The following is a 12,622-nucleotide window of genomic DNA, read 5'->3' as shown; positions in this document are numbered from 1 at the left end:
AATACGGAATGGGCCGCACATTTTCCGCAGTTTTCCCGCGCCTTTTTCACGATTTTTTTAATTCGGCAGCAATTCCCGCTGTCCGCTGCAAGTCCGCGCCGCCGCGACCGCTTTTTTACCGGCGCCCCACGAGCTTCCGTTGGTCGCTGCGGGCCGTCCGAAAAAAGCAGGTCGCCCCGGCTGTGGGCTTTCCGCTGCCATCGGGGCTGGGGCTTTGTTCTTCGACGCAACCTTTTTCAACGTTTGCATCTTTTGGTTGAAACCAACTCCGGAACACCGGACTAACCAATAAAACACTATGAAAAAGTTACTGTTTCTCCTGCCACTTGCCTGCGGCGCCCTGCTGTTCTCGTGCTCCGACGACGACAGTGCGAATCCAGAGGCCGACTTCACCGGTATCTACCAACTCACCCAGGCGTCGGGTTCGATCGCGGGCGGTTCGTATGAATACGATCCCGGACTCATTACCTGGTCGTTCAATCCGTCGAACAACACCGTTACCATCGTCAATAATAACGTCGACCCGATGGCGTATGACGGGCCTGACACGGGTATCTATACCTACAGCGTCGAAGCATCTGAAATGTCCGACCTGTGCGAAACCGTCCTGAAAGTCGATGGCGTTGACTATGGCTGTTATACGTTCACCACAAATGGGCTCACCGTCAGTAATACCTATGCCGACGGTTACACCTTCTCTTTCCAACGGATGGCCCAACCCGCACAATGATCGAAATATAACAATTTGTTATATTTTGTGATTTTTTATCCAGCTCTTGGCTGCCTCGTTCCCACTGCGTTACCTTTGCGGTCCTAACGAAACGGAACGATGCAGCCAAACTTTTTACTACAGCTTGCCGAAACCTACGGCAGTCCCCTTTACGTATACGACGCCGATAAAATCGAATCGCAGTACCACCGCCTGGCGAACGCCTTTGCGAAAGTACCGCGGCTGCGTATCCACTATGCGGTAAAGGCGTTGTCCAATATAAGTGTATTGGCATTGTTTAAGAAACTCGGCGGCGGACTCGACACGGTTTCGCTACAGGAAGTACAACTGGGACTCCACGCCGGATTTCCACCCGAAGCCATCATGTATACACCCAACGGCGTGTCGTTTGAAGAAATCGAAGAGGTGGCCATGCTGGGTGTGCAGGTGAACATCGACAACCTGTCTATCCTCGAGCATTTTGGTGCCAAACACCCCACCATCCCGGTCTGCATCCGGATCAATCCGCACGTAATGGCGGGCGGTAACTCCAACATTTCCGTCGGCCATATAGACAGCAAATTCGGGATTTCTATCCACCAGATGCCCCACGTGCTGCGAATTGTGGAAAACACCGGTATGCACATCAACGGCATCCACATGCACACCGGGTCCGACATCCTGGATATTGAGGTGTTCCTATATGCTTCTGAAATACTATTTGACGCGGCCCGTCATTTCCATGAGTTGGATTTTATCGATTTTGGCAGCGGGTTCAAAGTACCGTATGCTAAAGATGATATTTCGACCAACATCGAGGAACTCGGCAAAAAACTGACCAAACGTTTCCTCGCGTTCGAGAAAGAATACGGTCGCGACCTCACCCTCTGCTTCGAACCGGGAAAATTCCTGGTGAGCGAAGCCGGTTTCTTCCTTACCAAAGTCAATGTGGTCAAGCAAACGACATCCACGGTGTTTGCCGGCGTCGACACCGGGTTCAACCACCTGATCCGTCCGATGTTCTACGGCTCGAAACACCAAATCGAAAACGTATCCAACCCAAAAGGAAAAGAACGTTTTTATACGGTTGTGGGGTATATCTGTGAGACGGATACCTTCGCGAACAACCGTCGCATCCAGGAAATAAAAGAAGGTGACATCCTATGTTTCCGCAATGCAGGCGCCTATTGCTTCTCAATGTCATCCAATTACAATTCCCGCTACCGTCCGGCCGAAGTATTGTGGCGAAACGGACAGGCAGCACTCATCCGCGAACGCGAAAACTTCGACGACCTGCTGCGTCATCAAGTACTTGTAGAATTGTAAACGTCAGGTTTCGGACTCCTCGTCAGGTTCGGTCTCAGACAGGGTCGGTACGGCGTTTTCTGAGCGCTCATATATTTTGCGATCAGCGGCATTTCGCCGTATCATCCATACGACCAACCCTATGGCAGCTAACCCGACGACGATAATAACAGCTAGGTTCATCGCGTGGTTTTCCTGAAAGGTACGCTTTCGCGCGCAGCAAAACGTTACGGGAACATTAAATCGCGTCCGGCGACTTCACGTCGGGCCTGCTCAAACTCCGCGAGGACTTCCTCGAAAATCGTTTCGACAGGTAATACCTTGTCTATAAGACCTGAAACCTGTCCGATCTCAAGTTCCCCTTCTACCAAATCCCCTTCGAACATACCGCGTTTGGCGCGCGCGCGGCCCAATAGGTTTTTCAGTTCTTCCACCGTAGGCCCCGTGGCATACAGCGCATGAAGGTCGTCGTAAAATTTATTTTTGACTAATCGCACCGGTGCGAGTTCCTTTAACGTAAGTTGCGTGCCACCCTCTTCCAGTCCGGCGACCAATTGCTTAAAGTTGTCATGGGCGGAACTTTCTTCAGAGGCAGCGAAACGCGAGCCCATCTGCACGCCATCCGCACCCAGTACCATCGCGGCCAGCATCGCGCGTCCGGTTGCGATACCGCCGGCGGCAATCAGCGGAATGGAAACGTGGCGGCGCACCTGCGGGATCAACGTAAGTGTGGTACTTTCCTCCCGCCCGTTATGCCCGCCTGCCTCGAAACCTTCCGCTACAATAGCATCCACGCCGGCTTCCTGTGCCTTCAACGCAAATTTGCTGCTGCTTACGACGTGCACCACCGTGATGCCTTTTTCCTTCAGGAAAGCCGTATACGTCTTCGGGTTTCCAGCCGACGTAAAGACGATCCGAACACCTTCCTCGACAATAATCTGCAGGATTTCCTCAAGGTTCGGATACAACATCGGCACGTTGACCCCGAACGGTTTGTCAGTTGCGGCCTTACATTTATGGATATGTTCCCGTAGCACCTCCGGATACATCGACCCGGCACCGATGAGTCCGAGTCCACCCGCGTTGCTCACGGCACTCGCGAGGCGCCAGCCACTGTTCCAGATCATGCCACCCTGTATGATGGGGTATTGTATGCCAAATAATTGGGTAATGCGATTCATATCAACGTTTTACGAGTTTTCCGGTTCGGGCCATCGCACCCGATTGGACTTTATAGAAGTAAAAGCCTGATGCCAGGCCGGAAAGTTCAAAGGTTTGGCTCAGGGCGTTGAGCGGTGCTTCCAGCACGCGTTTCCCGGTAGTGTCTGTTACTTCGAGTGTAGCACCGGTCACAACTTTCGGTAGCGTCACCGTAAGCGATTGGCTAAACGGATTGGGGAAGACCGCATACGGCATAGACGTATACCCCTCGACCGACATCGCCAACGCCAGGTTGAAATCGGGTATGCCGTAGCCCAACTGCGTGGTCGGGTTGTCATACAAACTGGCCGATTGGCGCACCAGGTCGATGATTTCCTGATTGGTTTTCTCGGGTAGCGCCTGCCACAAACAGGCGACGAGTCCGGCGGTAATCGGTCCGGAAAACGACGTGCCATTTGAAATCGTCACGGCGCCGGTAGGCTGAGCAACGAACACAGAGGCGCCTTGTGCTACGACATCCGGTTTTACACGTCCGTCATAGGAAGGACCGATCGAACTGAAACTGGCGTACTGGCCCGAAGCGTCTACGGCACCAATCGTCAAAGCCGATACGGCGTCTGCCGGCGCGCCGATGTGCGGTTCAACGCTGTTTCCGCTGTTTCCGGCTGACACCACGACGATCATACCGCGGCTGAACGCCATGTTCACTCCCTTTGAAATGAACGTAGTCGTGCCGTTCATATCGGCATAGGTATGGCTATAATTGGTATTGTCGTAGCCAAAATAACCCAATGACGTATTGATCACGTCGACACCGAGGCTGTCGGCCCGCTCCGCTGCCTCCACCCAATATGATTCCTCAACGGGATTCTCGGATGCCACATCTTCCGTAATAAATAGGTAATAGGAGGCATCGGGAGCCGTTCCGACGAGGGCATTGGGTACATAGCCAGCCATGGTAGACAAGACCGTCGTGCCGTGGTTGCCGCCCGAATAGAAATCGGTGTCGTCGTTTACGAAATCGTAGCCGCCGAGAATGCCGTTGTTGTCACGCAGCCGTTGAAACGGTGAGGCCGTGTCGACTCCGGGGAAACCCGCGTCGAGTACGGCGATATACTTCCCTGAACCGGTAAAATCCAATTGGTGTAACTGGTGCCCGTTCAACTGTTGCACCTGGTTTTCTGAACTTCCATACGGATAATTGACCTGTATGTCGGCCCATTTGGAAACACGCGACAAACGGGCCTGTGGGCGTCGCGGCGCCGGGTTCAGGGCGGCATTTGCAAATACGATATGGTCAACGAACGAAAGTGACGTCAGGGAATTGATGCTGGCTTCGCTTCCGCGCACGTGAAGGCAATTGAACCATTTCGACGCCGACTTTATCGCGATGCCCGGCGTTCCAGCAACGGCTTCTACGTAAGGTGCATGAAGCGGCACATCGGCTATATCGACGGGAATTCCCTGTGCCGCGCGACGGTCAAGTGCGCGCTGTGACAACATCGATAACGGATTCGCAAGATAAGACGCGACATCGGGTTTATCGGCGAAATACACCCAGGCATCTTCCTGCGCGAAGGTCAGCCATACCTGGAAAAAGGCGATGAGTAGCAGCTTCTTTTTCATGGGGTAAAGGTAATTAATTAGCGAATGTGATAATTAGCGAATTAGCGAATGAGCCAATTAGCGAATGGGTTGCCTGCTAACGATAGACAATAAGCCAATACACAAATTAATACGGGCGTCGATTAGAAAATGAGATCATTAGGAAATCAGCTAAGAGAAGGAAGCGCAGTTGGAACGAGTCACTATTGGAAGGGTACGACAGTTGCGAATCCAGTTGCTGTCACTTTGCGTCTTCGTCGTTTTGGTATTCATTACCAATCTGCCTGAGTCTTGCCACGGCCCGTAGAGACCATACGCTACCACATGATCTTCATTTCTCCAAATAGAGCCTTTCATTTCAAGCCAGCCGTTACCCCATTCGCTAATTCGCTAATTATCACATTCGCTAATTACTTTCTCCATTCGAACACCAAATTCCATCGCTATTAGTTAAAAAATTCGTAATTTAGTAAGTAAATACGGTTACTCATTTGCAGGTTATGAATATCCAGTCTTTATACACGGGCGCGCGTCCGGCGTTTCGTATTGTGGTGGTGTATGCGTTGGTAAGCGGCGTGTACATCTTCACCTCTGATTGGGTGCTGGAGTTATTCGTGCCGGATGTAAAAAAACTCTCAGAATTACAGACGACGAAAGGCTTGGTTTTCATACTGGTAACCGCCTTGTTGTTGTATGTACTGGTGCGCCGTCATACCCGTATGGTGTCACGCTACTACCAGCAAATCCTGGATACCGAGCGCGAGGCAGAGGAACGCCTCCGACGCTCGAAGCAGGAATACATGTCGTTGTTCAACCACAGTCCACTACCCAAATGGCTGTTCGATCCTGAAACCCTCGACATCCTGTTGGTCAACGAGGCGGCCTGTCGCATTTATGGGTATTCAGAGGCAGACTATATGGCAATGACGTTACGTGACATCCGTCCGCCGGAAGACATTCCGATACTGATGAAATACCTGGCCGAACCCGATGGGGAACACGGCAAGGTACTCCCCTGGCCCATACGGCATCGTAAGAAGAATGGTGAGATTATCTACGTCAAGGTCAAGACGTCTTTCGTGCTCTGGAACGGACGCCGCGTGCAGCTCGCCTCGGCTGTCGACGTGACCGCAGAAATGGCGCAGCAGCAACGCCTGGCGGATTCGAATGAACGTTTGCAGCGGGCGGGTGCCATTGCCGGACTCGGTTACTGGACGAACGATCTCGTACATAACAAAATAGAATGGTCGGAGGAGATGTATCACATCGTGGGTCGCGACCCGGAGGTGTTTAGCCCTACGCTTGACAACCTTCGTTCGGTCTTCCACCCCGACGAGGTTTTCGATCTCGAATTGCAGTATTTCGCAGAAGACGGTTTCCGCGAGTATGAAAGAAGAATCATAACCAGCGAAGGGGAAACAAAATGGATACTCGAACGGTTGTACCTCACCCGCGACGAAAACGGCAACCCGATGCGACTCGAAGGCATCGCCCTTGATATTACCCGGCGGAAACTGCAGGAGCAGCAGGTATGGGAAAGCAACGAGCGCTTCAAACTGTTGGCGCGCGCTACGGTTGAGGCCATCATCGATTGGGATGTTTCCACGGGCAAGGTACTGTGGGGCGAAGGATTCGAAACGATTTTCGGATTCAATTTGGATGAGGAACGCGATTTCTGGACCGAGAACATCCATCCCGACGACCGCGAACGTATCCTGCTCGACCTCAAAGACGCCATCCGGGATCCAGCACGCGAACGGTTCAACGCCGAATTCCGTTTCCTCAAGGCCGATGGTGAAACCGCCTTCGTGCAACACCGCGGTTTCTTTATCCGCGACCAAAAAGGACGCGTCACCCGGGCAGTAGGTGCCATGACCGACCTGACGGAAACGCTCGACCGTATGCATAAAATCGAGTCGCAGGACCGTGCCCTTCGCGAAATCGCCTGGCGGCAGTCGCACATGGTACGGGCACCGTTGGCCAACCTGCTGGGCTTTCTCAAACTCTACCGCGACCAAAAAGCGACCGGAGGATCGGCAGACGAGTATCTCGATTATATCAGCGTATCGGCGGAACAACTTGATAGCGTGTTACGGGAAATCGTCGAACAATCGACCGGACACGAACGGAACGAGATGTAAGTACCGCCGTGTCGTTTTCCCTCTGACGTTCCTGCGCCGCGTCGCCAAATTACGATGCTTCAATGACAAAATAGTATCGTCGAAGGGCGTACGCAAACGATATATTTGCGGAGAATGGGTTCTGTGAATACCAACAAAAACAAGTATTCCGGCCTAATGTCCGCACCTCCTATGAAAACACTCGTTTTGCACGCGCTGCTCGCGTCTTCCCTACTGCTCGTATCCTGTGATAAATCAGGCGAAGCCGATAACGGTACCGACGTTGAACTCGAGCCCCAGGTTGATCCCGAGGTTGCGGCGACCACCGGCTTTTTCCTTGATACCTGGACGCCCAAAACCTATACGTCACCTGTGGCGTTTACGGAAGGTAATGTGCCTACCACCACAACTGCTACCGTTACCATCGACTATGCCAAGGTGCTGACGAAGATTCCGGCCTCGATCTACGGCAACAATGCCAACCTATGGTCGGGAAAGATGGTGACCGATAACGCGCTCATCGACAATATCAACAAACTCAAGCCGAACATCATACGCTTTCCGGGCGGCAGCATCAGCGATGTGTATTTCTGGAATGCGGCGTCGAACCCGCCAAACGTACCTCCTACCCTTCGAAATGCTGAGGGACAGGACGAGCCGGCCGGTTTTTGGTTCGGACAAAACAATGCCGACTGGACGATGTCGCTTGACAATTACTACCAATTGCTGACCCAGACCAACAGTAAAGGGATTATTACCGTCAACGCCGGTTATGCCCGGTATGGCACGGGTGCCGACCCGGTGGCGGACGCAGCGCAACTAGCCGCCGATTGGGTAACATATGACAACGGTCGCACGCAGTACTGGGAAATCGGCAACGAGAACTTCGGAAGCTGGGAGGCCGGATACCGCATCGATACCTCGCGCAACCAGGACGGACAGCCCGAGTTTCACAACGGTGCGCTCTATGCCGCACACTTTAAGGTCATTGCAGCGGCGATGCGCGCGGCGGCGGCAGCTTCGGGGCATTCAATCAAAATCGGTGCGGTACTGTTCGATGCGCCTGCCGAAAGCTGGATGAACGACACCAATAAATTCTGGAACGACCAGCTACTGGGCGCGATTGGCGAAGAAGCCGATTATTATGTCGTGCACAACTACTTCACCACAAGTGAGAACCTGAACGCCACCCAGATTTTAGACACCCCGACGGCTAAAGTCGGCACGATGGTAGCGTTCTTAAAAGGGCAACTCACGAGCCATACGCGGCAGATCAAACCGTTTGCACTTGATGAATGGAACATTTTCGCACGGGGCAGCAAGCAGCAGGTGTCGCACGTCAACGGACTGCACGCGGTGTTGCTGTTAGGGGAAGCGCTTAAGAACAACATTGGGCTGGCGGCACGTTGGGACTTCTTCAACGGCTGGGACAACGGGAACGACCACGGTATTTTCAGTAATGGCGACGAGCCGAATATCCCCAAAGGAACGGCACGCCCGGCGTTCTATCATATGTATTTTTTCCAGAAGAACATGGGTGATCGCCTGATTGAAGCCGTGAAGGATGCCAACGGCAACTACGAAGTATATGCTTCCTCGTTTTCGGATGGGAAGATCGGTGTAACCTTCGTCAATAAAGGAACTACCGCCCTACCCGTAAAGCTTGCCTTTAAGAACTTTATACCGGGTAACCGGATGTATTGGTACACCCTAACAGGCGATACCGACAACGGGGAATTTTCACGGAAGGTTCAGATCAACGGAAGCGGCACGACACTCGAAGCTGGTGGCCCGACGAACTATGCTTCCGTCCGTCCGTTCTCGGCCAAAACGAGCGATGGTACGGCGGTGGTGCTTCCCGCACGATCATCCGTGTTTGTCGTCATCGAAACGAAAAATTAACCGCTTCGGCTATCGCATTTCGGAATAATTTCTATATTGGAAACAGTCGGTTGTTCCTAAAAGTAACAAACCGACCCGTTTTCACTGATGAAAAAAACCGAATATGCCATCGTCGATATCGAAACCACCGGAGGAAATGCCGGAGGCAGCCGCATTACGGAAATCGCGATCCTCATCCATGACGGCAAAAAGGTCGTGGAACGGTGGGAAACGTTGGTGAATCCGGAGAAGGAAATTCCTGTGCCCATTTTTGCCCTTACGGGAATTGACAATGCCATGGTGCGGCATGCGCCTGTTTTTGGGGATATTGCCGAGGAGGTGTGGCGTTTGCTGAACGGCCGGGTGTTCGTCGCCCACAACGTCAACTTCGACTATTCGTTCGTGCGGCACCAATTGGGGGAAGCGGGCTATCAATGGAACGCGCGGAAGTTGTGTACGGTGCGGGCCGCGCGGAAAATCCGTCCCGGACTCCGCTCCTATTCCCTTGGGGCACTTTGCCAGTCGCTCGACATTCCGGTAGAGAACCGGCACCGGGCGGGGGGTGATGCCGATGCAACCGCCATCCTTTTTACCCGACTGCTGGAATGGGATGCGGAAGGGCATATCAGCACCATGATCAAGAAAACGGCCCAGGACCAGCGACTGCCGCCCAACCTGCCACCGGAGGATTTTGAGCGACTGCCCGAACGTCCGGGTGTGTATTACTTCCATAACGAAGCGAAGAAGGTAGTGTATGTCGGGAAGGCGATCAATATCCGCAAGCGGGTCGCGTCGCATTTTACCGGACATAGTGTGACGCCGCAACGGCAGCATTTCCTGCGGGATATCCACAGTATTTCGTTTGAAGTGTGTGGCACCGAGTTGATGGCGTTGCTGCTTGAATGCGCCGAGATCCGGAAGTTATGGCCGGCATATAACCGGGCCCTGAAACGGTTTGAGCCGAAGTTTGGCCTGTTTGTGTATGAAGCGCGCAACGGCTACCGCTATCTGGGTGTCGGGAAAGTCAGCCGCCAACAGCGCCCCGTGCAGGTGTTTTATAACGAGTTCGAAGCGGTGCACGTGCTACGGGAGCTGGCGGTTCGCTTTGGCATCGACCTGCGGTTTTGCGCGTTCGGACGACAGGAGGAACCCGTGACGTTCCCGAAGGAATCAATGCCCGACCGTGAAACCCACAACCGCAGTGTAGACGAAGCGCTGGACTCACTCTCGGTCGAGCAACCGAGTTTTGCCATTGTCGACAAAGGCCGTTCGGCGGATGAGAAAAGCTGCATCTGGGTCGAGAACGGTACGTTTTATGGTATGGGGTATGTATCCTCAGACATGGGTTTTACGGAACCGTCGGAAGTACGTGACCATGTGACGCCCTACCACAGCAACCCCTATGTGATGCAATTGGTGCACAGTTATGCAGCGAAATATCCGGGGAAGGTGTATCGACGCCAAAACGGTTAAGCAGGTGTTGACAGAAGGACGTCCACCATCACTGCCTTTTTACAGGACGCTAAAATGCGATTGGTTCAGCACTTCGCGAGAAAACCGCGTACGTTCGAATCAATACGGCCTTTGATGTCGGAGATATCGGCTTTTACGAACGGTTCCCCGAGGATGTTTTCATAGAGTTCGATATAACGTTCGGATACCGATTCAATATACGCGTCGGTCATTTCCGGAATGGTTTGTCCGTCTTTTCCCTGAAAGCCGTTCTCGATCAGCCAGCGGCGTACGAATTCTTTCGACAACTGCCGTTGTTCCTCACCACTCGCCTGCCGTTCGGCGTATCCTTCTGAATAAAAATAGCGCGATGAATCGGGTGTGTGGATCTCATCGATCAGCACAATGGTGCCGTCGCTGGTTTTCCCGAATTCGTATTTGGTATCGACGAGAATGAGTCCACGTGTGGCCGCAATCTCCGTTCCCCGTTGGAACAACGCCCGTGTGTACGTCTCCAACACTTCGTAGTCTTCTTTGGAGACGATGCCTTTTGCGAGTATATCCTCCCGCGAGATGTCCATATCGTGCTCGCCGTTATCGGCTTTGGTGGTGGGCGTGATGATCGGTTCCGGGAAGCGGTCGTTTTCTTTGAGTCCTTCCGGTAGTGCCACGCCACATAGCATCCGTTTCCCTGCAGCGTATTCACGTGCAGCGTGTCCGGACAGGTAGCCCCGGATCACCATTTCAACTTTGACTGGTGTGCAGCGGTGTCCGACGGCCACGTTCGGATCGGGCGTTGCGACGAGCCAGTTGGGCACGATATCCTCGGTGAGTTGCATGAAGCGGGTGGCGATTTGGTTGAGGATTTGTCCTTTGTAGGGAATGCCACGCGGCATCACGACATCAAAGGCCGACAGCCGGTCGGTGGCGACCATTACGAGCAGGTCGTTATCAAGCGAATAGACATCGCGGACCTTCCCTTTATAAACGGAAACCTGGCCCGGAAACTGGAAATCAGTAGCAGTTATGGTGTTCATGTGTGTTGTTGTTGGGGCAAAGATAAGAGGAAGTTTTGGGTTTTGAGTTTTGAGTTTTGGGTTAATTAGCGCACGAGTCGCACTATGCGATGCTACGTTAGTTTGTATGTTCGAGAGCTAGGTTTAGATTTTTTCTACTACGGTAAACCGTAAACATCAAAGAATTGACTCACTTAAATTTGGCTTAATTAGATCTAAGATATTGTGAAGCGGTCGTTCTATGCCGGTAATTCTTAGACAACTATTGTGTAAAATCTAAAAAAAAAGAAGATGGCAAATTGTATCGCGTGTTACAAACCTTTGAACTTTTTAAATACACCTATCTTTAATAAGGGAAGAACTAGAGAATTGGGTATCGTCTGCTCATCCTGCTATATGAGTCTAGCTACTGATGCAGGACACATCTTCAAAAATGTAGGTCATTATTCAAATGACGAAGTTTGTGAAGCTGTAAAAAAGGGAAATGCTCAAAAACTTCAGGCAAAAGTTGACAAGAAAATAGCCTTTGAGCAAAAGGTGGAGGAATACAAATCAAAATTGAATTCCGATGCGGAGAAACTTCAGCAAATAAAAAATACTATTTCTAAATTGAATCCATCCGTGGCGAACAAACGCGAGGTGAATGAATTGCCTTCTGTTTTAATGGATGATGAAATAATTGAAAAAATTTCAGCAGGCTTTTTGGATGAAGGGAAAGGCTCAACGGGTCACGGCTTACTTATTGCCACAAATTATAGAGCAATTTTCATAGATAAATCCTTAATCGGATTCGGGATTAAGATGGAGGATTTTCCTTATGACAAAATCTCTTCCGTTTCAGTAGAAACAGGTTTTATGAAGGGTGTCGTAAAGATCATTTGTTCTGGAAATACGGCTAAAATCAATCTTATGGTTGGTGCAAAAGAATTTTCAGAGTTTATTAGGCAAAAGACTATTTCAAGACCTACAATTCCAAATCGTAGTGAACCAAACGTCTTAGAGCAGATCGAAAAGCTCGCCGATCTCAAGGCGAAAGGAATTTTGAGCGAAGAGGAATTTCTAGATAAAAAAGCACAACTACTTTCCAAACTATAGAACTGTTGCGAAGCGAGAGACCTACGAGGAAGGATTACTAAATCCTTAACAAGGCTTTCTTAGGTGCGTTTGGAATGAAGGGGTGTAGTGAGTCAGTCTCCGAGCAACTCAGTAATTGAGGGACTTAGACGGCCTATCGCCCACTGCCTACTGCTCACGCCCACTGGGTTGTTAGGGCACAGCAACAAGACAACGGAGATCAACATGCATGCATGCAAAGAGTATTCAAATAGCAAGAGGCCGTTTGATGATTTGTAAAAATGTGCTATCTTTTGCTC

10 protein-coding genes are annotated in these 12,622 nt (G+C 51.6%); 6 read left to right on the top strand and 4 right to left on the bottom strand.

Annotation, left to right across the window (positions count from 1 at the left end; genetic code table 11):
- Window positions 1-57 precede the first annotated feature (57 nt).
- Entirely contained in the window at window positions 58-249 is a 192-nt protein-coding gene (locus MKO97_RS10445) for a hypothetical protein (RefSeq protein ID WP_241103166.1), read from the bottom strand.
- Window positions 250-298: 49 nt separating this feature from the next.
- Between MKO97_RS10445 and MKO97_RS10440 the strand changes: the two genes are divergently transcribed.
- Window positions 299-730 (top strand): hypothetical protein, encoded by a 432-nt coding sequence (locus tag MKO97_RS10440; RefSeq protein WP_241103165.1) that lies wholly within the window; start codon window positions 299-301, stop codon window positions 728-730.
- 99 nt (window positions 731-829) lie between these two features.
- Window positions 830-2,035: a diaminopimelate decarboxylase gene (lysA, locus tag MKO97_RS10435; protein ID WP_241103164.1), complete on the top strand. Its 1,206-nt coding sequence runs from the start codon at window positions 830-832 to the stop codon at window positions 2,033-2,035.
- Between the two features lie 206 nt (window positions 2,036-2,241).
- Here lysA and MKO97_RS10430 read toward each other — a convergent pair whose 3' ends face one another.
- Window positions 2,242-3,195, bottom strand: a complete 954-nt coding sequence (locus MKO97_RS10430) for a nitronate monooxygenase family protein (protein WP_241103163.1) — start codon at window positions 3,193-3,195, stop codon at window positions 2,242-2,244.
- 1 nt (window position 3,196) lies between these two features.
- Window positions 3,197-4,801 carry a S8 family serine peptidase gene (locus MKO97_RS10425; RefSeq protein WP_241103162.1) on the bottom strand — a complete coding sequence of 535 codons (1,605 nt, stop codon included), beginning with the start codon at window positions 4,799-4,801 and terminating at the stop codon, window positions 3,197-3,199.
- Between the two features lie 479 nt (window positions 4,802-5,280).
- Here MKO97_RS10425 and MKO97_RS10420 point away from each other — a divergent pair, with 479 nt between their 5' ends.
- The 3 genes from MKO97_RS10420 to MKO97_RS10410 all read left to right on the top strand — a co-directional run bounded on the left by MKO97_RS10420 (window position 5,281) and on the right by MKO97_RS10410 (window position 10,254).
- Window positions 5,281-6,921, top strand: a complete 1,641-nt coding sequence (locus MKO97_RS10420) for a PAS domain-containing protein (RefSeq protein ID WP_241103161.1) — start codon at window positions 5,281-5,283, stop codon at window positions 6,919-6,921.
- 171 nt (window positions 6,922-7,092) lie between these two features.
- Complete coding sequence (locus MKO97_RS10415; RefSeq protein WP_241103160.1) at window positions 7,093-8,802, top strand: alpha-L-arabinofuranosidase; 1,710 nt, start codon at window positions 7,093-7,095, stop codon at window positions 8,800-8,802.
- 87 nt (window positions 8,803-8,889) lie between these two features.
- A complete protein-coding gene (locus tag MKO97_RS10410; protein WP_241103159.1) occupies window positions 8,890-10,254 on the top strand; it encodes an exonuclease domain-containing protein in 1,365 nt (454 codons plus the stop codon).
- 65 nt (window positions 10,255-10,319) lie between these two features.
- Here MKO97_RS10410 and MKO97_RS10405 read toward each other — a convergent pair whose 3' ends face one another.
- Window positions 10,320-11,270, bottom strand: coding sequence for a phosphoribosylaminoimidazolesuccinocarboxamide synthase (locus MKO97_RS10405; RefSeq protein ID WP_241103158.1), 951 nt, complete (start codon window positions 11,268-11,270; stop codon window positions 10,320-10,322).
- A gap of 270 nt (window positions 11,271-11,540) precedes the next feature.
- On the opposite strand from MKO97_RS10405, the gene MKO97_RS10400 reads away from it, so the two are divergent.
- Complete coding sequence (locus tag MKO97_RS10400) at window positions 11,541-12,344, top strand: PH domain-containing protein (RefSeq protein WP_241103157.1); 804 nt, start codon at window positions 11,541-11,543, stop codon at window positions 12,342-12,344.
- Window positions 12,345-12,622: the final 278 nt, after the last annotated feature.

Origin of the sequence: Flavobacterium sp. HJ-32-4, from assembly GCF_022532105.1 — a bacterium.
In the GTDB taxonomy this organism is placed as follows: Bacteria; Bacteroidota; Bacteroidia; order Flavobacteriales; family Flavobacteriaceae; genus Flavobacterium.
Note: the sequence above shows the minus strand (reverse complement) of the source record. Positions and strands in the feature narration are given on the sequence as shown.